The sequence below is a fragment of the Pelagicoccus sp. SDUM812005 genome (assembly GCF_031127875.1).
Taxonomy (GTDB): Bacteria; Verrucomicrobiota; Verrucomicrobiia; order Opitutales; family Opitutaceae; genus Pelagicoccus.
On sequence record NZ_JARXIA010000025.1, the window covers coordinates 22161 to 47693 of the forward strand.

General features: G+C 56.5%; 11 protein-coding genes. 3 read left to right on the forward strand and 8 right to left on the reverse strand.

Annotation, left to right across the window (positions count from 1 at the left end; all coding sequences use genetic code 11):
- Nucleotides 1–18: 18 nt before the first annotated feature.
- The 8 genes from QEH57_RS22275 to QEH57_RS22310 form a co-directional block, all read right to left on the reverse strand.
- The gene (locus QEH57_RS22275; protein ID WP_309009006.1) at nt 19–1770 is read right to left on the reverse strand and encodes a family 16 glycoside hydrolase; all 1752 of its coding nucleotides are present in this window, start codon (nt 1768–1770) and stop codon (nt 19–21) included.
- Between the two features lie 143 nt (nt 1771–1913).
- Nucleotides 1914–6368 (reverse strand): hypothetical protein, encoded by a 4455-nt coding sequence (locus tag QEH57_RS22280; RefSeq protein WP_309009007.1) that lies wholly within the window; start codon nt 6366–6368, stop codon nt 1914–1916.
- 277 nt (nt 6369–6645) lie between these two features.
- The gene (locus QEH57_RS22285) at nt 6646–7026 is read right to left on the reverse strand and encodes a hypothetical protein (protein WP_309009008.1); all 381 of its coding nucleotides are present in this window, start codon (nt 7024–7026) and stop codon (nt 6646–6648) included.
- Entirely contained in the window at nt 7023–7451 is a 429-nt protein-coding gene (locus tag QEH57_RS22290) for a hypothetical protein (RefSeq protein ID WP_309009009.1), read from the reverse strand. Before QEH57_RS22290 ends, QEH57_RS22285 begins: the two co-directional genes overlap by 4 nt.
- A 713-nt stretch (nt 7452–8164) precedes the next feature.
- Nucleotides 8165–8791 carry a response regulator transcription factor gene (locus tag QEH57_RS22295; protein ID WP_309009010.1) on the reverse strand — a complete coding sequence of 209 codons (627 nt, stop codon included), beginning with the start codon at nt 8789–8791 and terminating at the stop codon, nt 8165–8167.
- Nucleotides 8772–11822 carry an ATP-binding protein gene (locus QEH57_RS22300; RefSeq protein ID WP_309009011.1) on the reverse strand — a complete coding sequence of 1017 codons (3051 nt, stop codon included), beginning with the start codon at nt 11820–11822 and terminating at the stop codon, nt 8772–8774. Before QEH57_RS22300 ends, QEH57_RS22295 begins: the two co-directional genes overlap by 20 nt.
- 475 nt (nt 11823–12297) lie before the next feature.
- On the reverse strand, nt 12298–14664 hold the full coding sequence (locus QEH57_RS22305; protein WP_309009012.1) for a hypothetical protein: 2367 nt from the start codon (nt 14662–14664) through the stop codon (nt 12298–12300).
- A gap of 29 nt (nt 14665–14693) precedes the next feature.
- On the reverse strand, nt 14694–18281 hold the full coding sequence (locus QEH57_RS22310) for an FG-GAP-like repeat-containing protein (RefSeq protein WP_309009013.1): 3588 nt from the start codon (nt 18279–18281) through the stop codon (nt 14694–14696).
- Nucleotides 18282–18742: 461 nt separating this feature from the next.
- On the opposite strand from QEH57_RS22310, the gene QEH57_RS22315 reads away from it, so the two are divergent.
- From QEH57_RS22315 to QEH57_RS22325, 3 genes are all read left to right on the forward strand, one after another.
- Nucleotides 18743–22414 (forward strand): TonB-dependent receptor plug domain-containing protein, encoded by a 3672-nt coding sequence (locus tag QEH57_RS22315; protein WP_309009014.1) that lies wholly within the window; start codon nt 18743–18745, stop codon nt 22412–22414.
- A 154-nt stretch (nt 22415–22568) separates the two neighbouring features.
- On the forward strand, nt 22569–23741 hold the full coding sequence (locus QEH57_RS22320) for a VCBS repeat-containing protein (RefSeq protein ID WP_309009015.1): 1173 nt from the start codon (nt 22569–22571) through the stop codon (nt 23739–23741).
- Between the two features lies 1 nt (nt 23742).
- Nucleotides 23743–25527, forward strand: coding sequence for a tetratricopeptide repeat protein (locus tag QEH57_RS22325; RefSeq protein WP_309009016.1), 1785 nt, complete (start codon nt 23743–23745; stop codon nt 25525–25527).
- Nucleotides 25528–25533 lie beyond the last annotated feature (6 nt).

Sequence of the window (25533 nt, forward strand, 5' to 3'; positions counted from 1 at the left end):
CCCGGGGTCAGGTCTCTCTTAGAGTCCCGTCTTTTGGGCTAGGATGGGGGGAAGCTGCTCGATGGGGCGGATGAGCATTTGCTTGTATTCGACTTCGGCCGCTTCGGACTGGATTTGGATCTGGCCCTTGGTGAGGGGCTGGCCGTGCTTGTCGAGGGCCTCGCTGAGGGACATGACGATCTTGCCGTTGACGAGGTGGATGGCTTTGTCGCCGAGCACGTAGAGCTCCAGGGTGTTCCACTGGCCGTGCGGCTTGTCGGGCTCGATGGCGGCGTGCAGGTAGCCCTTCCAGTCTTCGTACTTCTGGCCGATGGCGTAGACGCTGCGCTTTTCCTCTTTGACGAAGGGGGCCTTGGCGGTGACGCCGGCCAGGGTAATGAAGTCGCCGAGGTCGGACTCCTGGACTTGGTATTCGAGGCTGCTTTTCCAGACCTTCCAGAAGGCGCCGTGCTCGCCGTGGCAATGGTAGAGGATGCCGCTGTCGCGTTTCTGGTTGAGGCGCGGCTCCCATTTCTTGTCGCCCCAGCGCATGAGGGTGCGGAAGTGGTAGTTTTCGAATTCCTGGTGGGTGGTGATCGCTCCGTAGATTTCGCCGGTGATGTGGAGGATGGTTTCGCCGTCCTGCTGGTAGGTGGTGAAGATTTTCTTGGGGTCGTTGCCGAGGCCCATGGGGGTACCGTTGGTGACCTTGTCGCTTTGGTAGGTGCCTTCGGGCAAGCCTTGCACGCTGCTGTGGGGGACGCCGATGTAGGTTTCCCACTGGCTGAGTTCCGGATCGATCAGCTCGTGCCAGCCGGAGGCGTCGGAGGGGCGCACGGAGCTCTGGTAGGCGTGCGGGAAGTCGTCGGGCACGGGTAAGGTGACCTTACCGGTGGCGGCCCACTCGGTGCCGCGCTGGAGGGTGGTGATGAAGCTGACGTTGTTGACCGAGGGTACGGTGTGGTCCTCCTTGGCGCCGACGTGGCCGAGGGTGGAGTGGAAGACGCGGCCTTTTCCGTAGTCGACGGTGAAGAGCAGCGGTTCGTTGTAGGGGGAGGCGTTGCGCAGGGCGGGGTTGGCGAATCCGGTGGCGAGGATGGTCATGTTTTTGGCGGGGCCGCGCAGGCGGGAGTAAAGTTCGTCGGCGGCGTGCAGCCACATCTCGGGCAGGCCGCGCATGATGGGGTGCTCGGGACTGCGGTTTGTCATGATAAAGTCATGACGGGGCGGGTGGGTAGCTTCGCCCGGCGTGCCTTCTTCGTGCACGGCTTGGCAGCCTTGCCAGTGGACGCGGGGGCCGAAGGTGGCGTCACGGCCGGCTCGCATTTCGGGATTGTCCGGATAGAGCGGCGGGGAGTGCAGCCTGGCGCCGCCCCAGCCGCCGAGGCCGATCATTTCGTTGAATTCGGGCCAATGGGGAAACGCGTTGTCGGTGCCGTGCACGACGACGAGCCCGCCGCCGTTTTTCATGTATTCAACAAATGAGGACTTGGTGGCTTCGGGCCATTCTTCGCCTTCCCAGTCCATGACGATGACGTCGTAGGCGGACCAGTCGGGGGCGAAGCCTTCCAGGGGTTCGCCGGTGGGGGTGGTGACGAGCTTGTCGACGCGGAAGATGCCGGCGTCGAGCAGGTGCTTTTCCATGGCGGCGCTGTTGCCCTTCCAATTGTGGTACTTGTTGGAGCGGCCGGTGAGCAGCATGACGTCGATGGCATCGTCCTGGGCGTGGCTCGCCAGCGGGGACGAGAAAGCGAGGGCGATGGCCGCGAGGCTTAAGAGGGATTTTTTCATGATGGGGGGGCGTTGGCATCCGCTGTTTGGTGGGATGCCTATCGGTGAGAGATAGAGATGGGCCATACTGCTCGCGGCGGCAAGCAAAGCTGGCCCCCCATTTCTACTAGTTCGACCTTAGGGCGAGGGAAGTGGAGGCGGCGCTATTCGCTCACTACGGCTTTAAAGCGATAGAACACATCGGGGGAGCTGGAATTTGTAGTGGGCAAGAGAATACGATGTATGACTTTGTCGCCTAAATCGTCCATTTGCTGGCTGGTGAACGGAATGGTTGTCCACGTTTCGAGCTCGGTTGAGCTTTCCAGTTTCCATTCGTAGTCGAGGGTGTTCTTGGCCCATTGCAGCTCTGCCGTAAGCGCAGCGGGGTCGCTCAGGTCGAAGGCGTAGGGGGGAGGATTGGCTTGTTGCGGCAAGGTGGAGTGGAGGTATTCGGACAGGTTGGAGAGCCCGTCGGCGTCTGGGTCCTGATCGGGTCCTGACAGGGCATCGTTTGCCGCGTCCGATTCGCTGAAGAAGTGGCTGCGCCATTCTGCGTAGCTGGAGATTTGGATGGCTCGGGCCGTAAGGGTGAGTCCGTCAGCCAGGGTGTCGAGGTCGAACCTGCGTTGCCTGCCCATATGGCTTTGGTCGATTTCGGCGAAACTGCCGCTGGCCGATCCGAACTTGAGGAACGGGAAGGATGCGTCGACAGCGGGCAGGTATTCGTCGATCAACGAGAGTCGAAGCGTGCCATCCAGGCTTGCGGTGCCGCCGACCTCTAGGAAGTCGAATTCGTCGCCGGGTTGGCTGCCGCCGATTTCGACGATCATCTCGGCCCCGGGGAGTAGTATGAGGTCGCCGGATACGCTTCCGGTTCCTGGTGACGCTCCGAGGGATAGGCTTGTATCCAAGGTTAGGTTACCTTGGATGTCGATGTTTCCGGAGAGTTGGATTACACCTTGGACGTCGTTGCGCACGCTTTGCACGTTGCCGATCACTTTTCCTTCGAAGGTGCCTTGTTGCTCGAAGGTGTTGCCCTCCATGTCGAGGGCGGTATCGCGAAGGATCAGGGTTCCGAGATTGACGAGGGTGACGTTTGAGGTGGGCAGGTTGGACAGGGATCCGAGGGAAGGGTGCGGCTTGCCGAGTTGGATTTTGGCCAGCTTGCCGATGGTGTGTATTGGCGACAGATGGGTGAGTTGGCAGCTTGCGTGGTCTTCGATGACCCAGTTGCCGAAGTCGAGTACTCCGACGGGAGAAACGAGCAACTCTTTGCGGGCGATGAGCGAAGCGACGGTATTCGTTGTTACGGTTACGGTAGAGTCGATGTTGATGAATTCTACGATCGGCGCGATCGAGATGGGCGCGTCGGGAAGCGAGGAAATCTGAAGGTGAGCTTTGGTGGATTCGTTTCCGAGGTATATGAGGGGCTTGCTTATGAAAGGGGCTTCGAGGACGTCGCCGCCGAGTATCAGCTTTCCGAGTACGGTCGCTTCGCTGCTGATCGTTAAGTCGCCTCCGGTGACTACGAGCGCGGATCGTTCGATAATGAGGCTAGCGTTGTTTTCGAATGCGACGTTCTCGAAGGTTCCTTGGTGCGGGAAGTTCTCTCCAGCTGGTTTTTGGGAGTTGCCGAAAGCGAAAGAAGTAAGAGCTCCCTCTTGGTCGCTGCCGATGCATCGCACGTCTGTTAGGGAGAGGGATCGCGCTTCCACCGCGAGCTTGCGGTGTTCCTGGTCGTTTACGCCCCTTATTTCGCCGGTGAGGGTGACCGCCCCCTCTGATTGGATCTTGAGTTGGTCGAAGGTAAGGTCTTCCATCTCAAGGCTTCCGGTGGCTGCGGCTTTTAGCTGGGAGGTGCCTGCCGTATTGGCCTTTTCGAAGGCGAGGGATGCTCCGTCTGCGACGCTAAGCTGAGCGGCTAGGTTCGCGTTTTCGTCGGAAGAGAAGGTGATTGTCCAGTTCCCCGATAGGGCGTCGATGTAGGAAGCTTTCTGGAATACAAGTCTCTTTTCGGTAAGGTCGGATGCTGGTATTATGGATTTGAATACACCTTCTTTTAGGATTAGCTTGGAATAGGGGGCGAAGGTCAGATCGTCGTAGGCGAGTCCGCGAGCGTTGAGGTAAACGGTTCCGTTGTTTATGCCGTTGAGGGAAACGGGGAGATCCCCGCTTTGTCGTGGGGTGGCTTCGAGCCAGCCTGTATTCCTGAAGTTTCCGGTGAAGCCTCCTCCCTTGAGGGCGATCACACCCGAGTTTTCGAAGAGGCCGTCAATGTGGCTATCCTCCAAGTTGTCTCCTTCGTAGGAATCGACGACGAGGCCGGCTTCGATTCCGAAACCGCTTTTATTGCGTACGATGGCGTTTGCAGGGATATCGAGTGGATCGAAGAGTTCGATGCTCCCTTTTCCGATGAGCTCCAGGACGCGCCGCTCTTCGGCGAATTCCGTTTCGAAATTCGTAGCGATGGTGGATTCCCCATCGCTGTCGCCGATCTTTATGGCGCCTCCTTGCGTAGTGGAGATCGTGGTATCGGAGGCGAAGGTGAGCTCGGGCGATTCGATTTCTAGGGTGGCGCCTGGGAGAACTTCGATTCGAGGAGAGCTGCCTTCGAAGCGTATTTTTCCGGTGTTTACGGTGCCTCCTTCCACGCGAAGGGTGGATCCGTCGAGGGTGGTCTCGCACCACAGGCGGAGGAGGCCGCCTTCGACGATGAAGTCGGAGTTTTCGACGGAGAGACTTTCTCCGGTTAGCGAGGCTGTGTTGTCTCCTTCCTTTAGGATGAGCCCTTGCGAAAGGATTTGCTGAGCGTCGAGCTCGAATCCTTTGAGGACGAGGCTTGCTTCCTCGCGGACTAGGATGATGCCGTGGCATTGGAGCGAGGCGTCGAGCTCGAGGCTTCCGGCGGCGAGGTCGATGGAGTAGAGCTGGATGGCTTGCTCCAGTTGGACGACGGCTTCCACGCCGATTTCAATTTGGGCGTCTTCGGAATTGGGGGGAGAGTCCCAGGGGACTCCGCTGTTGTCGACCCAGTTGGATCTTCCGTCTACGACGGTGTGCCAGTTCGAGGTGCCTGCCCCGCCGTCCCAGACGTACTTGTTGCCGGAGGGTTGCACGTCGTTTGGATCGCGAGCGACGACGACCCTATCTTCGTTGATCGCCGAGCCCTCCACCTCGACGCTTAGCAGCATCGCTACGCTTCCTGAGTCCGATAGGTCGAGGCTTGTCACCGATACGGACTCTTCGTCTGGCCCGAAGGGGATGCCTTGGGCGAGGAGGTAGGCGAGCGAGCCGGTAGAGCTTTCGAGGTAGTATGCGTTGATAGTCGCTGGGCCGACGCCTTGCACGACGATTACGCAGCGTCCCTCTGTATTCATATCCGCGATACTGGCGGTCCTTGCTGTGTAGCCTGGGAAACCCGGGAGGGGACTGTCGGTGTTCGGGGAGATCCGAATGAATTTTCCGTCGGTCTGCTTCCTCCAGACGCCGAATTTGCTTTCGCCGTCGACGCGGGCTTGGAAGAGGATGTTGCCTTCGTGGTCGATACGGCCTTCTGCAACGCGGTCGAAGGTGACGGTAGCGTCGGCATGGGTGGGGTAGGCAACGAAGCTCGAGGCTTCGAGGCTGGGTTCTTGGCCGCTTGTGTCCATGCTCCAGAGGGTGGTGCGGGAGAAGTCTCCTAGCTTGCTCACGCCCGAGAAGAAGAGGATGCGTCCGGAATCGTTTGCCGAAATGCTTGTTATGGAGCTGCTCCAGCTTCCGCCATCGGGCAGGCTTGGGTGGGCTGGAACGTCCCCGTTGCTGTCCAGTAGGATCTTGATTCCGGAGGAAGGGGACATGGCGTAGATGGCTGAGCCTGCCGGGGCGCCGTTGTAGTTCGCGACATGGATGGAGGTGCGGTCGCTGAGGATCTTGCTCGGCTCGGACCAGAAGAAATGGGTGGCGTCTTCTAGCGCAGGCGGAACGGGTGTGTCGCTATCGACGAGGATCTCGACGCTGCCGCTGGTGGTGACCCAGCCGTGATTGTCTTCCAGGTCGATACCGGTGACGTAGAAGGCGTGTTGGTTGGGCGCCGAGGCGACTGGAGTGAGGAAGCGCTGGGCGAACTGCTGGATGCCGGTGCTTGCGCCTGCAGTGAGGAGGGTGGGCCAGGATTCGGGGAAGTCGGTGGACCTGTCGTCGATATTGACCCCCATGACGAACTCGTCGGCGTCGTTGACGAAGCCCCACGCTGAAGAAAGGATGGGGTTTCCGGGAGGATCGCCTTCGCTATTGACGGTGGGGCTGGTAGGGCTGAATTGGGGAAAGGGCGTCTGCCATCCAGCCACGTACTCCAGTTCGCCGACATGCGGGTACCAGAAGCCGACGTACTTGTTGGAAACGTCGTCCCAGGCGCGGACCCCGAGCGCTTCGTCCGACCATTCGATGTAGTCAATCAAGACAACGGTAGGCGGCGTTTGCGGCCCGAGGGAGTTGATCGCTTCCCCTTCGGATACGACTGTGGTAAATACTGTGTCTTGGGGGACGGCGGGAATTGCGAGGAGGAAAAAGGCGATGCAGGCCGCAAGAGTGCGACCTGTTGTCAGGCGAAGGGAAGGACGGTGCGGTGGCGTTTTCATGGTCTGGGCGTGTGTAAGGAGCTTCCGGTGGGCGGGAGTCGAAGGGCGAAGTGGGCTCGCGAAGCGCGGCGGGGACTCGAGAGACAGTAGCGGACAGTCCGAGCCCTTGCGAGACGAAAGCGAACCCTCCAGAGCCGCTGGCAGGCGGCGGGGCGAAGGGCGGGTTACGATTCGAGCCTCTTTACGGCTGGCAGTTGCTACGAAAAAGCCCCCTCCGGGCGCGGGAGGGGCGTCCGGAGGGGGCTGGATTAAAGCGAGGGCGGACCCTGTGGGGCGGTCAGTCTTCGTAGACGATTCCGACCGCGGAGAGGTTGTAGATCTTGGTTTCGTTGAGGGCGCTCTTCGACTCCTTCAGTTCGATGATGGCATCGGCTCCGGCCTTCCGCGCCTGCTCCTTGAGTTCCTCGAGGGCGACTTGGTAGAGGGTGGGGGCGAAGAAGGTTTTTTCGCTATGGTAGTTGAGCCGAGCGATGCGGACGAAGGGGCGCTCGGGTAGTGAATCGCTGAATACGGCGATGGGGAAGTCGGCTGCCTTGGCGGGGTAGCTCATTTCACCGATGGGGAAGGCTGTTCCTCGCGAGGTGGCGCATCCGCTCATGCCGGCGCCAAGGGTCAGGAGCAGGACGAGCAGTCCCAGGGAGGCAAGGCTCCGGCTCATTGTGCGGCGAGGATGCTTTTGATCTCTTCCATAAGCTCTTCGGTCCAGAGCTTTTGGCCGGCCATCCCGACTACGGTCTTCTTCGTTTCCACGGTGATTTCAGTTTTGTTTTCGCCTTTGGATACGAGGGAGACCTTTAGGACTTCGCCTCCCGAGCCGACCAGGGCGCCGATCTTGTTGGGGCGTTTGCCTTCGATCTTTTTGCCGGTGTCTTCCTTGATGTTGCAGCCGATTCGGGCGAGCGCTTCGAGGGCTGCGGAATGGACTTGGCTCTGCGAGTAGGCGAGGGTTTCGGTCAGCTTCTTGACTTTCTTTTTCCCTTTTTGGGTTTCGCTGCTCTCGTCCTTCGGTTTCGAGTAGGCTTCGGGAGCTGGAATGATGAAGGCGCTGAGGCAGGCGATGAGGATAACGGATAGGGTTTTCATATTTATTTGGGTTATGGGCCGCTAAGGTATTTAGCAGCGTATTCGTTTGTCCGAAAAAGGGGAAACGTCAATCTGATAGAGCGGATCTTGCCGCCGGATTCTGGGGGAAGTCTTGGGGACCGATCCTAGTAAATTGGGAAGGATGCGGCGGAGCAGCTGCTCGATTGGGTTGAAGGCCTTGCTCGCTTTTCTGTAGTTAGCATTTGGTGACGAGTGGCGCCGCTTTAGGGGAGGGCGAAATTGGCTCGCGGTGGGATTCAATTAGAAGCGAGCGGATGGGCTAGGGCTCTGCGGAGCGGTAGGTAGGGGAGGCTCCGCGCGGAGCTGGTCTACTTAATTGGTCCAGATGAAAAAACGCTGCCCGGGGGAGGACAGCGTTTTTAGAAAGTGGTGCGGGTAGACGGAATCGAACCGACGCAACCAGTTTGGAAGACTGGTATCGAACCAGTTAAGTAGCTGAATATCAACGCTCATTTGTCCAGTCAACCAGAACTCCACTAAGGACTCAAGCCTCAACACCAGTTCCGAGAAGTGGCGAAACGAGACTCCGATACCGACAAGTCGGCGATGCTGGAAGCATGGAATACAAGACTCTGTTTAGTGGGTTCTTCAATCGATGCTATGCCCGGATTCATCCATTGATCCTCCAGGAAAGAAAGCTCCGAGGGTTCAGTGGTAGGCTAGCGGGAGATCCAGATATCAAGCGGCAAGGGTCATTCGATGTGAATGAGCCCTCGCTTCACGGCTGTCAGGATAGCTTGGGTTCGATCCGAGACTCCGAGCTTCGAGAGGATGTTGGTAATATGGACCTTGATGGTGCCTTCGACCAATTCTAGCTCGGCTGCGATTTCTTTGTTGCTGAGGCCTTTGGCGACGTAGCTCAAAACCTCTAGCTCACGTTTGGTGAGATGCGAGAGCGCTTGGCGGCTCAATCGTGTCGCGATCTCCGTGGGTAGGTATTGGTCGCCTTGGTAGACGCTGCGAATGCCTTCTATCAGATTGTCGAGTGGCATGTCCTTAACTACGAAACCGGAAGCTCCTGCTCGATACGCTAGAGTCGCCTCTTCGCCGCTGGCGTAGTTGCTGAAGACCAGTACCCGTACTGAATTATTCTCCTTTTTCAGCAGCTTGATCGTTTCGATTCCGCCAATTTTTGGCATTCTTAGATCGAGAACAACTACGTCAGGATTTAAAAGCCGACACTTTTCGAGGGCTTCTTCTCCATTCTCGGCTTGGCCGACAACTTCCATGTCTGGCTCGCAGTTTGCTGCTGTCGCAAGTCCCATGCGCAGGACGACGTGGTCGTCTACGAGAAGGATTCTAATCTTTTTGTCGTTCATTGTTTGATCTTGGATGTTGATCCTCATTGGCATGTGGCACGATGAGGGTGACGCGAGTTCCGTTTGCGGGAGAGCTCTCTATGTTCAGGGTTCCGTCAATTCTGCTGGCCCGGGTCCGAAGACCTCTCATTCCAAAGTGGCCGAGACCCTCGGAGAATACCTCGTTGGGATCGAATCCTTTGCCGTCGTCGCTAACCTCCAGGCTCAGTTGCGTATCGGAATAGTTAAGGGCGATTCTAATATTTGCGGCTCCGCTGTGCCTGACTGCGTTGGTTATCGCTTCCTGCGCGATGCGCAGGATGTGATGCTTTCTGCGGGATGGGATGACGAAGGATGAGCCCGAACTTTCGAAATCCAGTTTTGCGGTACCAGCTCCGAGGACTTGGGCGATGTTGCGGAGCGCTTCAGGCAGGCTTTCGTCTTGAAGCCATGGCGATTCGAGGTCCCAAACTGCCTGTTGGACTTCCTGACGGGTATATGAGACCATACGTCGAGCGACCGAGAGGCGATTGTGTAAATTTGTATCCAAATCGTCATGTTTTAGTGTGGCGTCGAGTTGGAGGGCAATGCCGCTAAGGCCTTGTTGGAGGCTGTCGTGAATCTCGCCGGCGAGGCGGTTTCGTTCGGCAAGGGTTGCCGAAGTTCTCGCTTCTTCCGTGAGCTTTTGCATGGTTTCGCGGAGCTCCTGGGTTCGTTGCTGGACGAGCATCTCGAGTTGTTCCTGCTTTCTTTTGGCCCGATGGAAACCGGTGGCCATGATGCCGAGGCAGCAGAGGGCCCCAGCGCTCCAGTAGGTGACGTAAGCGAGGGTAGAGCGGTACCAGGGAGGCGCTATTTTAAACGATGTAAGTATGGGGGAGCCGACCCGCTTGTCTCGATCTGTGAGCTGCGCAGTAAGGCGATAGCTCCCTTCCTCTAGGCTCGGGAGGGTTAGCAGCGAATCTTCGCTATACACTTTCCAGCTTTCGGAGCCTTTTTGCATTGAGAATTCATAGATGGGTTTCTGTAAGGGAGTGTATCCACCAGAAAAATACCGAAAAACGAGATGGTTTTGGGAGTAGGGAAGTTCGGTGATGGTGTCGCTTTTGTTGTGCGCGGAGTAAAGCTGGTTGCCGGTCTTACCGTCTACTATGGATACGAGAAAGGGTTGCCTTGGTTGGACTGTCAGCGGCTTGAACTCCTGGTCGACATGATAAAGCACGGACTCTGTCGCGATCCATGCGTGTTGACCGTTGATCAAGGTAATCATCGGGTATTGATCGCTGATGCTTGAGAGAGATTCGCTATCCATACGGTAGCCGTTCTCGCTTGGGTGGAAGGTGAGGACTCCCTTGGCATGAGTGGCCCATATCACGCCGTCTTCATCTTCGGTGACGCGCAGCACGGTATGCTCCGCTTGCTGGAGCGAGCTTTCGATCGGGGGCGTGGATACGGGGCGCGCGGTCGCTTTGTCGAGGTACACGCGATGGTTGTTGGGGCCGCTCAAGGCGATGTATTGGTTAAGCACGCCGATGTTTACCCAGACGGGCTCGGGCCAGGGGAATTGGTCTATGATCTCGAGTTGAATTTCGCCGCTTTCGAACCAAACGCGGCCGACCCTGTCGAGACCTAGCTCGATCCATAGGGCTTCATCGGTGCGGTGGGCGACGGAGGGAAACCCGACTCCCTCGATGCGTGGCGCGCATTCGAACCAGCGCTGCCCGTCCCATTTGAGGGCTGCGATTTCGGTGCTGCCGACGACGATGCAGGTATTGTCGTCCTGAAAGTAGACGCGGTTGGCGTCGATATTCTCGAGGATGGGGGAGAAGCCTCCTGGAACCTGAGCGTACACGCCGTCGCTGTTGCCCACGATCAGGTGCTCCTCGTTGGTAGCGATTGCCCAGACTCCTGAAGTGGGAAGATTTTCGAAGGACTCGAATTCGTAATGCGAAGAGTCAGCTGAGAGCTCCATCTTGTAGAGTAGGCCGTTCGAGGCGATCAGGCTGTGCCCTCCGCGTTGCAGGACTTGCGGCCAGCCAATGACAACGTCTGAACGATGATCGACGACGGAAACGGGATTGTTGTAGAGCAGTTTTTCGACGGAGCTTTCTCTGGCTAGCCAGAGGATCCCGTTATCGCGAGCTGCTAGGTCTAGGATGCGGCGGTAGTTGGTAGTGGTGAGCGCCATCTTCCGATTTCCCTCGCCGTCTACCATAAACAGTCCTTCGCCATCGATGGCTACGGCGAATCCGCCATCGGGCAAGCCTTCAAGGGAGGAGATGGTGCCGAGGCGTCGACTGCCAAATCCGAAGTCGCGTTCCACAAAGGATGTCCCGTCGAAGTAAACAAGCCGGTTGTTGGTGGTGGCGGCTACAATCCCGTTTTCTCCAAAGTAGGCTGTATTGAATATGCCAATGTCTGGGGAGACCATCTCCGTTTCTTGGCTTTGTGGATCGAATCTCACGGTGCCGTACGTACCGGAGGAGAGGTAGATTTCCGAGTCGAGCGTGAAGGCGGAGGCTACTTGGAGCTCGAAGAACGAGTGCTCCATGGTTGTGGTGTTCAGGTGCACCACGCCGGTGGTGCCGACGAAGAGAACGCCTGTCGGAGTGAAGAGAATCTGGGTGAAGTTCGTGGCGTTCACCCATGCTGGGTATTGGGCAGGGCGCAGCGAGGTCGGGCGCAGCGACCCGTTGTTTGTCGTTTCAGCGATGCCCCAAGAGGCAAGCGCTCCGTAATAGGCGGTACCTCGCGAGTCGACGGCCAGTTCAAGCATGGGGAGGATGTCGTTGTTGTGGATTGCGAGGTCGATCCAGGAATCGTCGTTAAGGACGATATAGCTTCCGCCGCTGATGACTGCGAGGCGCCCGAGGCGATCGAAGCTTAATTGCGGTCCGCGGGAGGCACCTATTTCCTCGATCGAGTAGATGCGCGCGATGGGGAGACCGATGGAAGGGGTCGAGGCCCCCCATGAAGGGTATTGGGAGCCGAACGCCAGAAGTGCGAGGCAGGCAAGTCGGGAGAGTCTAAGGTGGACGAGAAAGGAGGGCATTGGTTGAGGCGAGGGCTCAGACGGGGCGTGGTTGCGAGCGACTTGGTTTGGTGGAGGGCATTGGCAAGGTGGGGTTTAGTCCCAAGCAAAGGGTGCGATCTGATAAGTAATGCCTGACGAAGAAATTGCAAGGGGTTGGATCTCTTGAGATCGCGCCGGTTCGCTTGCTGATAGTGGTGGAGGAAAGCCCTTTCGGAATATAACTATGTCTAGGACTATAGGCTATTAATAACCAATGTCTTCTTTTCAGTTTTTGGAAAACGATATCTTTATAGTGAAAATGGTTTTTGCCTCTGGTTCTATCTTTTAATCTAGTTTCTTTGGTCGATCGTGCCGTTGGGGTGGGGGCGTTTTGCTTTTTATATCTCTGTTCATGGTGTCATGTATAGTACACACGGTAGCATTGGCCCGGCTCTCTGGGGTATGGGAGTCGGGCTTTTCGCCCGTGGCATTTATTGTTAGGGGTGAGTGAACTTCAAAGGTATTCTGAACAGCGTTTTAGGGCGATCTCCAGCAAGTCGGATGGAATGCTCATGCTAAAAGTTGTGGAAAGGCTTAGAAGTTGGTATGTCTGCAGGGGTGTTAGTTGATAGAGTGACTCTTCGTTCATGGTCTCCAGGGATGCTTCGAGTTCAACCCGTGCCAGTTGTCGCTTGTTGTTGAGAGCAAGCGCGATGGCTTGAACAACCCTCCGGTCCCAGTCGAAGGGGATGTATCCAGATTTTATGGAGTCGGACAGTTTTTCGCTATGCTTGCGGGCGTTGAGGGTGTCTTTCGAGTGTTTGTAGAATATTGAAAGCGCGGCCGAGGCGTTTGGGTCTTGCGGGTAGGCTTCTTCGATCGTATGGGCGGCGGTGCTTGCGGGCTCCATGCGTTTCATTTCAACGAAGTATTCGGTGAGTCGACTCATAGATAAGGCCTCGTCTTGCTGTGGGCAAATTTCGAATACGGCTAGCTTCTCGGATTCGAATCCCGCAACGGCAGGAAGGTGATAGGGAATCGCTCGCAGGTACAGTGGGAGGACCCAGGTTTGCAGTCTTTCGAAGAAAGTGTTTTGGCCAGGACCTTGGGCCTCCTGTACGAGCTGGGGCAGCACATCGTCCCAAGAGGGGAGTAAAATGTGAGTGATCTCGCGGCTCTCGAGTACCGCTTGCACTTCGGTGTTCTCCGGGGCGCTTAGAATGCGAGAGGCCGCAATCTGACCGGGGTAGGATTCCCACGCAGTTGATAGCAAGGCAGTGCAGTTTCCGTGAAAGATGAGAGAATCGGATTGGGCGGGAGAGGCGAGGGCGTGTACCTCCCGGCTGGGATTATGGGTAGCGAGCCAATGCGAAAGGTGTCTTTGCACTAGTGCCTGAAGGTCGGCGGGGCGCAGGGGAGTGTCACCGGAGGGACGGCGCAGGGGGTCGGGAAGGCTCTTGTTCCAGGCGAAGAGGCTGAATAGCATCACGCCCACTGCGGTCCAGGTGTATCGGCCGGAGTCGAGCGTCTGCCTCTGGGCGAGTTGCCAGAGAAGAGGAAGCGATATGAGTGAAAGGGCGATACCCCAGCGTATTTTGAATACAGCGAGGATTGCGGTCGAGACATAGACGAACAGTAAGCTGAGAGTTGTCTTGTATTCGCGTGTGCCTTGCTTGAAGCGAACGAAGGAACTTATCCCGAGGGCTGCGATTGTTGTCGCAGGTAACAAAAGGATGAATACAATCTCCAGAGGGCCAGCGCCGTTCAGCCAGGCAAATGAATTCTTGAACACAAGGGGTGCGTCCAGGTCTGAGGGACGGAGGGAGCCAGGGGTAGCGTACAGCCATCCCAAGTGCTTGTAAGCGATTTGATAGTAAAAAAGGGAGCCGAGCAGGGGGATGCCGCATCCGAGTTTCCAAAGGGTGGATGAACGACTGTTTTTACCGTCGATGATGGACAAGCTTCCGTCGATGGTCAGTCCGATCCCGAGCCATGCGATTGCGTACAGGGGGTGGTTGTATCGTAGTTCGCTTGTTTCGAGAGCGACAGGGTTTTGGTCGATGAACCAAGCCATTGCGGTGATTCCGGCCCCGAGTGAAGACCACTTGAAGAGCGATTGGGAGCTTGTGCCCTGGCTGTAGATCGTGAGAGCAGCTATCGCTGCGATGGCGAGGACTGCAATGAAGCCGAAGGTGGGAGAGACGGCAAGGGCTAGGGCTGCGAGCACGGCTGTCGAAGCGGATAGTTTGTATTCTCTATTTGGATTCGGTACGCTGATGGCTATGGCGGCGCTGGCCAGAAGGAGCGCCCACCTGTCCGCGTCGATGGAACCTGGAACGAATTGGGCGGAGAAGAAGGGAAAGAGGGCCAGGAAGGCAGTAGTCGCTGCCGCCTTAGCGATGTTGAAACGGCGGGCGATGAAGCCTGCGACGAAAGCGAGCGCGATGGCATGGGAAAGGATTGGCTCCCACAGGGCGGCTTTCTCTATCGCTATCGGGAGTGGGTGTCCGGTGGTCAGGCTGATGCCTCCGGCTATCGCCGCTAGCCATCCTGCGTACAGTTTGGGAAGCTGTTGAACGCGGCCGGTGGGAGCAGCATCGCTCAGGTAGAGCGTGGAGCTGAATGGGCCATTCTCGACAAGTTCTTGTGTGTAGGCGATCCAGCGGTAGGTGGTGCCGTGATTTCGCGTTGCCAAGAAATGCCTTTGTCCGAGCTCGTAGCCGGTAGGAGAGTCGCTGTCTAGCTGGGGCGCGGGGCTTCCTTGGCTGATCAGCTTCTCCGCCCAGGTCAGGGATCGGTAGTCGGTTTTTAGAGCAAAAAAGAGCGTGAGGAGGATGACAGCGGCGGCGGCTCCCTTATGCCATAATGGGGTGGGGTTCATGGTGTCGTTTGTTCGCAGAATTTTTGAGGCTAGGGGTCGATCGCTTCGACGCGCCAAGCTCCAGCGGAAGGGGCGTCCTCGTGGGAGCTTTGGGTGCCGTCTGGCCATCGCGCAATGAGGGTGGGCGACTGGGAAGCCTCAGAGTTGGCAAGGTGAATGGTGTGTGAACCTTGAGTGTGCCACCCCCCTCCGAGGCCTATTTCGTGGTAGAGGGTGGACCCGTCGGGGAATTGAAATTCCAGTTGGGCTCCGATCGCATCTATGTTTCCCCGAGGACCCTGAACCTCAACGGAGAGCCACTGGTTAGCGTATTCAGTTTCATTAGACAGGTAGGCGTTGCTTGCACCATGTTGCATCGCCAGCAAGTCAGGCTTCGAGTCTGCGTTTGCATCGAAAACGGCGATCGCTCTACCGTTTTTAGGAAGCAGGATTCCTGACTTTTTGGGTGGTGTCGAAGTGAAGGTTCCCTCTCCGGTTCCAGCCAAAAAGAGGCCCATGCCTCCATGGAAACGCGGGATGGCAATGTCGGTGTTCTGAGTTGCTGCGATGTCGATATTGCCGTCTCCGTCGAGGTCTGCGGCCGCCATTCCGATGATGGGGCTAGTCTGCGCTTCTGCGGAGAAGGGCGTGAATGCGTAGCTGCCGTCAGCTTGGCTTAGGAAAACGCCAGACTCGAAGTTGTTCGCTTCAAGTCGCTGCGAGGAATCGAGCTGGGCTTGTCCGTAGACTTCAGCCATGTTCGCTTTGGCGAAGTCGTCGTTCTTGGGAAAGGTCCGGAGGACATGGGGGAGTTTGGCGCCTATGTCCACGCGGGAGCGAACGGGGTAGAGGACCCCGTTGTCGTAGACGGCTTCGGCGATCAGGCGTGTCCCATTACGGGCGAAATCTCCGTAGAATAAAGTGGCAGGGGCTTGCGGCGAGGCGTGGTAGGTGGTGTTTAGTCCGAGGTTGCCGACAGCGAAGTCGAGCGATCCGTCGCCGTTGAAATCGGCGCTGGCGAGGCCGTTCCACCAGCCCTTTCCGCCGCTTTCGAATCCTACGGATTCGGTGTAGTCGGCGAATTGGCCACCTCCTTGGTTTTTATAGTAGCGAACGTAGTCCCACTCGAGGGCCACGATGAGGTCGGGGCGTCCATCGCGGTCGACGTCGCGGAAGAGGGCGCTCTTGACGAGACCGGGCTTGGCCAGCTCGGGCGCGAGTTGGTTGGTTTTGTTTACGAAGGTACCGTTTTCGTTGATGAGGAGATAGCTGTCCGGAGTTTCTGGATACTGTCCGGGGATTGAGCGTCCGCCTATGAACAGGTCGAGGTCGCCGTCGGAATCGATATCGGCTCCAACTGCGGCTCCGGCGTTCACGCTGAGCTTGGGGAAGTCGGTATCGGGCGTGAAATTTCCCGCTCCATCGTTGAGCAGCAAGGATACGCGGAAGTGGTCCGGCCACTTGCTTGCGTTCGCGCTCGCGTGCGTGACGAGGAGGTCTCGATCGCCATCCATGTCGACATCGAAGGCTAGGATTGGTCCGTTTTCGGTTTCGACTTGGGCGAGCGAGGGGATGGTTTGTGGTTGGAACGAAGCGTTGTTCGAAGTGAGCAGCTTATGTTTGGATCCGGTCGTCGCTCCGTAGAGCACATCATCTACCTTGTCTCCGTTGAAGTCGGCGACGACGAGGGAGGGGCCGGCACGGTCTGTTCTGAAAGGGAGGAAGGCCTGCTCTTTGTCGGCGAGAGCTAGCTCTGAATTGTCGTGGAAGGACAGGCCAAGCGCTGTATCGCCCTTACCGAACAGGCTTTGTGATTCCGGTTTGGATACGCTTTCGGGAGATTGGGCTTCTACTATTTTATAGGCGCTGTTGGTTGCGAGATTGTTGAAGACTTGCTGCTTCCCCGATGGCCATTCGACGATTAGCTTATTGATGAAAGCGTCGTTACCTACGCCGAAATGGGCGACAGGTTCGCTGCTGGATGCGTAACCTCGAGCCACGGTGAGAGTGCGTGATTGCAGTCCAGCGGACGGAGACTCGATGCGGACGACCGCGCCGATTCCGTAGGAGTTCGACTGGGTTCCTTGTAGTTGTATTTTGATGCTACGATGCTTTTCGACGTTGTTGCGAAAGGCCTTGAGGCCACCGTTGTAGTCTAGGTAGACGAGGTCGAGGTCGCCGTCGTTGTCTAAGTCAGCGGTGGCTGCCCCGAAGGTGACGCCGATATCCGTGAGCCCCCAGTCCTCGGTGACTTCGGAGAAACCGTTTCCGGAGAGGTTTCGATAAGCGAGGTTTGATTCGTCGAGGGGCGGAGACCGCTTCATCACGGCGATACGTTGCATGTCGGAGAGGGCGCGCATCATGCGGGCGAGCAAATCGCTATTGTTCGCCTCGCGAACCATCCCGTTGGTGACATGCAGGTCCGCCCAGCCGTCTTGGTCGAAATCCTCGAAGCGTACGGACCAAGTCCAGTCTGTGGCTTCGATCCCGGCCCAGCAGGCTACTTCTCCGAAGACTCCGAGCCCTGTGTTGAGGAGAAGGCTGTTGCGTGTGTATTGGGGAGCAATCCCCTCCGTGGTGCCGGTTGTCAGTACATCGTTTCGGGAGGCGGCCAACCCGCGTCGATCTTTCTCGCGCGAGGTTGTGGCCATGTCGGCGACGAGTAGGTCGATGTGGCCGTCGTTATTGATATCGGTCGTATCGGCTCCCATGGAGGAGTAGGGAGCGCTGGGGGCGACTTCGTGCAATACGTTTGAGAATGTTCCGTCATGATTGTTTCGATACAGATAGTCGTTGCCTGAAAAGTCGTTGGCGATGTAGAGGTCAGGCCAGCGGTCTTCGTCGAAGTCGAACCAAGTGGCGGCGTGCCCGAAGGTTGACCCTTGAATTCCGGCCTCTTTTGTAGTCTCCACGAAGTAGCCTTTCCCGGTGTTGCGAAAGAGACGATCCTGGCGGCCCTGCGATTCGGTACCGTCGACTTGGTTGGTGAGTACTAGCACGTCCAGCCAGCCGTCCCGATCGTAGTCCACGAAGGAGCCCACCACGCTGCCGTCCGTAATGCCGAGACCTCGTTTCTCGCCTTCCTCCTCGAAGGTTCCGTCACCTTGATTCATGTATAGCAGGTTAGGGGCTCGGTTGCGGCAGACGTAGAGGTCGAGCCAGCCATCGTTGTCAATATCGACAAACACTGCTCCTTGGCGCCATATTGCTTCGTCGTCGGAGATAGCGCTGGAGAGCCAACCCAGCATTGAGGAACTCTCGGAGAGCCCTGCATCGTCGGTGACGTCTTCGAATCGCCAGTTTCCAATATTGCGGAATAGCCTGCCCGGTTTGGTTTTGGTACTGACGTAAAGGTCGACCTTACCGTCTTGATCGAAGTCTGCGGCGCAGACTCCGGATCCCATCCCTCCACCCATGAACTCGCGGTAGCGGTGGGTCCACATGAGTGGATCGTCGTATTGGTTGTCGACTTGAAGTCCGCTCTCCTCGGGGTGTACGGGTTCGAATAGCTTGCGGGTGTTTGAGGGAGGTGAAGGCGAGAATTCGGTTTGTGTTAGCGCCTGCGAGTGCAGCTGGTGTACTGAGGCGAAAAGGGCGAGAGGTAGGTGCAGCGATAAGCGAATAAGTAGGGGCTTCATAAAATAGATGGGTATCTTGGGGATTATATAGTTGAACTATTTTATTATTATATAGGTAGGGGTAGGGGAGAGGGATGCTGCGGGATGGATGTTGATGGAAGGCACGTCCTGGGCAAATGGACAATGGTTATAGAAGCTTCTATAGCCTTGGTTATAGTTGTCTGGGGTAGGTCGCAAATGTGTGTATCAATGTCGCAAAATGCCCGTAGACCGGAGGTCTGTCTTGTTGGTAGACTGTAAGCTCTCGTTGCACCCGAAGTTAGATTTTTTTATCACAGGAATCTAAACGCGATGTTACCCCAAATCGTTTGCTTTAGGTAGTTTCATCTACTGTTGTTCGCGTTGGCTGTCGTTTGTCGGGTTGTAGGGAGAAATTAACTACAAGCTAACTAAATTGTTACCTGATTATGATAAAAATACCACCTGGAAAAAATAGATGCACAAGGGCGATCATCGCTTCTGTGTTGCTGCCTACGATTGGCTACTCGCAATCAGAGCCAGACGTATCCGATGAGGAGGTTTTTACCTTGTCTCCCTTCGAAATCTCTGGCGACGCGAATAGCGGTTACTCAACCCAAGCCACTCTAGCGGGTAACCGCTTGAAGACTGACTTGAAGGACTTGGGTACCTCTCTATCCGTCTACAATGAACAATTCTTGGACGATGTCGGCGCTACGGACAACAGCACGCTTCTGAAGTACACATTGGGTACTGAGGTTGGCGGTGTATACGGAAACTACTCCGGATCGGGAGGAGGGACAAATCCTGACTCCAACGCGGCTTTGAATCCGCAGTCGACCAACCGCGTTCGTGGCTTGGTAGGAGCGGACAACACTCGCGACCTGTACCTCTCCAGTATCCCGTGGGATGGATACAACGTGGACGGTGTCGACATCCAGCGCGGTCCGAACGCGATCCTCTTTGGACAAGGAAGCCCGGGTGGCGTGATCAATACTCGTATGAAGCAAGCGAGCTGGCAGGATGCTGGCGAGGTCGCTATTCGCGTCGACGAGTTTGGCAGCGTTCGCGCGTCGGTTGACATCAATCGCGTGCTCATCGAAGATCAGCTATCGGTTCGCTTTGCTGCGGTGGACAACAACTCCAAGTTCAAGCAAGATCCTGCCTTTGACGACATCCAGCGGCAGTATTTCGCGTTTCGGTACGAGCCAAGCTTCCTTACCTCAGACAATGCTCGCACGATCTTGAGGGCGAACTACGAAATGGGAGATGGCGAAAGCAATCGACCGCGCAACTTGCCACCGCGCGACCGCATCTCTCCTTGGTTCACCGAGCTGAACAATGAACTCTACGACGTGGCTTGGGGCAACGACAACCACTGGCAAATTCCAGGTCGTGGCGCTGCAGCCAACCAAGATGGGGAGACTCCGGCGAACCCGAATCCGAACTACGTGGAATGGATCGGCAATGCGACCAATGGTACGGGATACGCGGGCTATTTCGGTGGCTCGATTTTTTCCTACCTGCCAGGCGAGTCTCAGCCAGTTCTCGGCCTAGCTCCCAATGCGGTTGCATACTTGGGCCTCTCTCCAGATGCGGCGGATGAGGACGGCTTTATCGATTTGGAAGGCGGGCGCGACGGTAACATTTTTGGCTTGGCCGACGGGAATCCGCACGGTTTGCCAGGATACCGCGACTATGCTCAGTACAAAGGTTTGCCATTCGCCAGCCTCACGAAGGACAAGTTCGTCACGGATCCAGCGATCTTCGATTTCTACAACAACCTGCTGGACGGCGACATTAAGCGGGAGTGGCAGAACTTCGATTCCCTCGACATCTCCCTCAGCCAGACGTTCTTCGGCGACACCATGGGCTTCGATATCGGTTACCACGAGGAAAGCTACCTCTCAGGTGGTTATAATCCAGTTTCCGATACGATCCACATCGATGTAAACAGCCGTTTTGCTGACGGGACCAATACGCCTGAAACCGGTTGGTACACCGATGGTACAGTCAATCCCGGCGCTGGTCGCCCATTCGTACGCCTTGGCAATGCCAAGGGTGAATCTATAACCGATCGCGAAAGCTGGCGCGCGACTGCTTTCGTATCCCATGACTTCGATAAGGGAGACAACAACTGGCTTACACGTCTGCTCGGTAAGCATACCGTTACAGGTATGGCCTCCAAGGATGACTACCTTCGTACCAGCCAAAGATGGCGCAGCAGCACTTTCATCGGCGACTACTACGGCCTCGGTCAGTTCGAAGATATCAAGGCTAATAACGGCCGCTTCTGGGCGGATTTCGTCCCGATGCAAAACGTATATATCGGTCCGAACCTCCAAGGCGCGTCGCTTGGTCAGGATCTCGGAATCCGTCCCCCGATGGTAGCTCCTCAGTTTTCGGATACTATGACCCTGCGCTATTTCGACTCTACTTGGAATCGCCCGATTGATCCCGAAGCAGCTGGTTATGTAGATCCGGGTGCCATCTGGTACAACCAAGTAACAGTCGGCACCGCGGACGGACCTATCGAGTCTACTCAGTCCGAAAATCCCGCGAACTACGTAGGCTGGGTTACGCGTGACGTTCAGCTCATGACTGATGCCGACCCTCGCAATCGCGATTTCCTCACGGAGAGCCGCGAATGGGACGACCGTTACAATGAAGCGACTGCCATCGTATGGCAGGGTAAGCTCTGGGACGGTTCGCTCGTAGCCACGGCAGGTATTCGCAACGACGAAGTAGGCCAGGTCCGTACCACTTGGAACACGGACGACTCTACGGAGTACCCGACGGAAATTCCTTACACTGTTAACGAAACCGGCCCCTTCAAGGAAGAGTCCAAGAGCTGGGGGGTGGTTGCTCATATGAACGATCTCCCTTTCGTTGGTGGGTTGATGGACAACCTTCCTGTTAACGTGAGCTTGTCCTACAACAAGTCTAACAACTTCCAGACCGGTCAGGTTTTCGTGGACTACTGGGGTCAGCCATTGCCGCTTCCTGAAGGAAATACGGAAGACATCGGACTCATGGTTGCGACTAAGGACGGCAAGTATTCGCTTCGTCTGAACCAGTTCGAATCTGACGTGAAGAACAACGTTGGTACGGGGCTCTCGTTCTGGCTCTACGGTAACAACATCGGCATCTACGCCCAAGCTTACCACCAGTTCAAAAACAACTACCAGTACCGCAGCCAGCCTAACAATGGTCCTACTTACGGTGACGGCACGGTCAGTGACCTGCCGGTTCCAACCGACGAAAACCCGAACCCAAGATGGAGTTTCGACTACCAGCCGCTCGACGGCCAAACGGTTGCTGAAGCCGAGGCTTTGGAAACGGCGGTAATCGCTGCCTATGACCAGTGGCTCGAAGAGATGGCTCCTCTGCCACAGATGATGGCGGAGGCTTGGAGCTTCGCATGGGACGGAAGCGACTTCACGGAAGCAGGCCTCCCATTCCGCTTCACCGATGACATCAAGGCGGAAGGCTACGAGCTCGAATTGCATGCGCAGATCACCGACAACTGGCGCATGACCATGAACGCTTCCAAGATCAAGTCCTACCGAGACAACCTCGGCCAGACTTTGGCGCCAGGCGGTGAGATGACCATGATCGAGTATCTGCTCGATTTCAACGACCGCATGAACACTACCGCTATGGGCGACCTTCGCATCTGGGGCTCCGGAAGTACTGCCAATGCCCGTGACAACTGGAACGGATACGCTGACGGCGACATCAAGGCCCGTCTCGCTGAAGAAGGTACCGTGGTGCCGGAAAACCGTCTCTGGCACGTAAATTTCGTAACGAACTACGACTTTAGCGATGGCAAGTTCAAGGGCTTCAGCGTCGGTGGCAGCGCTCGTTACCAGTCGGCTTCCACCTTGGCTTACAGGCCATACTATGAGGTGTCTGAATTCACAGGCAGAGAGTTCCTCGCCTACGATTTGGACACGCCATACAAGGATGACGCTCAGATGGACTTCGACCTTTGGCTTGGTTATGGAAAGCTGATCTTCAACGACAGGGTCGATTGGAAAATTCAGATGAACATCTCCAATGTGGGAGTGGGCGACGAGCTCGTTCCGATCACGGTGCAGCCTGATGGTACGCCAGCGGCCTACCGTATCAAAGCTCCACAGCAGATATTCTTAACGAATACCTTCAAGTTCTAGCATAGTAAGTATCTTGTTAATGCTTCGCCCCTGGATTCGTTCAGGGGCGTTTTTTTGGGGATGCTTCAGTTGTATGAGAAAAACAATTACAGAATTGATATGGGTGGCTTCGTGGGCGGTTGCGGGGTTGTTCTTTGTCGGAAACGCTTTAGCCATGCCCGCTCGTCCGGTTGCGAGTCGCAGTATCGGGTCGGCAGCCGTGGGCGAGCCATGGGTGAGCAACGTGAATATCGCCGATCTCGACCAGGATGGCGTGATGGACGTGTTAGTCTGCGAGGGCCGCCTCAATCAGGTCAGTTGGATTCGACAGGTTGAGTCCGGAAGGTTCGAAGAGACCGTAATCGCAAGCATGGCTCCTGGACCGGTATTTACGGAAACGGTTGATCTAAACGGAGACGGTCTGCTCGACGTCTTGGTTGCTTGTATGGGGATCGTAGTGCCGAATAACGGAAGAATCGGATCGGTCCTGCTTTTGGAAAACAAAGGGGAGGGACATTTCGAGCAACGCGTTCTCTTAGAAAATGTTCCTCGGGTGACCTATGTGACCGCAGCGGATCTGAACGAGGATGGGAGGCTGGATCTCGTGGTTGGAATGTTCGGGTTTTACGACGGTGAAATTCGCTGGATGGAGGATCTCGGAAACGGCGAATACGCAAGCCACACCTTGCTCGACCTATCTGGTACCATCCATGCGCCCGTTTGCGATGTGGATGGCGACGGCGACTTGGACATCGTGGCGCTTGTTTCCCAGGACTGGGAGGAAATACATGTTTTTGAGAACGACGGTAGCGGCGGGTTTCAAGGTCGAGTGGCTTACGGATCTTTAAACAAGAACTTTGGCAGCAGCGGCATTTGTCTAGCGGATGTCGACGACGACGGAAGTATCGACATTGTCTATACGAATGGGGATGGGCTGGACTACTCCACGCCAGGCCCTCGTTCATGGCATGGAGTGCAATGGCTTCGCAACGATGGGTTGGGTAACTTTGATTACCGGCGTATTGCGGACTTGCCTGGGGCCATTAGCCCTCTGGTCGTCGATTATGACGGGGATGGAAAGCGGGATATCGTGGTGGTGAGCGGATTCAACGACTGGACTTTACCGGAAGCGGTGTCTTTGGTCTGCTATCGGCAGGAGGAAGCGATGGCCTTTGAAAGGCATGTTTTGGCTCGAGAGCCGACTCATTTAATTTCCGTGGACGGAGCTGACATGGATGAGGACGGCGAGGTGGAACTCGTGACCGGAGCGTTTATGTATTACCCGCCTTTCGACAAGAAAAGCCGCGTGACTTATTGGGATCGCGATCAAGCTCGCAAAGGAGACTGAGATGAAGCGGATCGGATGGGGTTTATCGGCCTTCGTCTTTGCGTGCTTCGGCGCCTTAGCGATGTCGGAGGTAAAGGAGAATAGCTTGATGGAACCGAGCGACTTGGGATTCGTTTTGGAGTTGCCGGAGGAGCTCTCTAGGGAGTCGGTTCTCGGAGAGCGTTTAAGCGCTCTGCTGGAATCGCTGAACGCGGCGAACCCAGACCGTACGAGGCTGCGAATGGTTGCGAACTTGTATCATGCCAACGAATACGATAGGGAGGCGAAGTGCCTCTACGATTGGTTGATCGCTTCTGCCGAGGACGATTTGGAACGCGCTCGCTTGAATTACTTGGCTGCTCAGCTGGTGAAGGAAAAAGGGGATTCGGAGGGAGCAATGTCCTATCTCGAGGCGTCCGTCGCAGCCTACGATGGGTATGGCTTGGCTTTGGCGCAGCTGGGTGAGGCCAGGTTCAAGGAAGGGAGTCTCGATGCGTCAGCGGAGCTTTTCCAGGAGGCTAAGTCGATTGATCGGGAGCTGGCCTCTGCCTATGTTGGCTTGGCCCGCGTTTTCGAGCGGAGAGGGGAGATCGAGCAAATGGTAAAGGAACTGGAATCCGTTCTCGAATTTGACGCGGTCAATAGCAGCGCTCTGGCCTTGCTGTCCCAGGTTTACGCTCGGCTTGGCGATGAAAAACGTGCCTACGAAGCCTCTGAAGCGATCGAGTATTCCGCAGGCGTTCCGGAGAGTGACCCTTGGTTCCAGGAAGTGATCGATGCCATATACGATGTGCAGCGCTTGGATTTCCTCTTTCTCGACTACTTTACTTTAAATCGTTTTGAGGAAGCCCTGCCTTATCTCGAACGAATGGAGGCCTTGGATCCCGAAAACCCACGATACTCTCGCTATCGGGCAGTGATGTATATGGGGTTTGGATACTACGAGAAAGCGGAAGAGGAGCTTCACGAAGGTTTGGCTAAGGGGGGCGCGGCGGAAGTCTTTTATCCTTTATTGGTGAAGTCTCTGAACCTTCGTGGAAACAAGGAAGAAGCGGAGCGAACCGCTCGTGCGGCTGCGGAGCGTTTTGGCGCCAGCGGAGAGTTGAACCTTGAATGGTCAAGACTGCTGGTCGAGCAAGGGGCCTACGAGGAGGCGTTGTCGGTGCTTGAGCGAGGCATCGAATCGGACCCTTATTCCCTTGAGCTGCATTTCGCTCGCGCTCGATTGGGCATGAAGAAGGGCAAGATCGATCAAGCGAACGAGAGCTTGCGAATGCTTCGCCAACTGGCGCCGATGGATGCGGAGGCCATGGTGAGAGCGGCTTTAGTGCTCATGGAAGCGGGGCATTTTGGAGAAGCGCTTCCGTTTCTGCAGCAGTCGTATCAGGTCGCGCCGTTTTACGACGAGGCGATCGAGCTCCTGTCCGACGCTCACTACGAGCTGGGGCTGGAGGCGGTGAAGAGCAGGAAGGTGGGCGAGGCTTTGGAACGCTTCGAAAAGTCCTTAGCGCTTCGACCTCGAAGGATGGATGCCCTTGGGGCGAGGGCGCAAGTGGCGGTTCAGGCGGGTCGGTTCCAAGAGGCGGAGCTCGCTTTGCAAGCCTTGCTCAGTGCGGCCGGCGACCGGCCTAGCATCTTGATCGTTTACGGAGATGTGCTATTCCGCAACAGGAAGCTTGAGGAGGCGCGTAAGGCTTGGAACGTGGCGTTGCGCCTGGTTCCTGACGAGGGGAACGAGTCGGAGCTTCGGCGGGAGCTCAAAGCTCGGCTTGAGCAGACGTCGTCCCTCGCGGCTGGTGAGGGGTGATTGAGC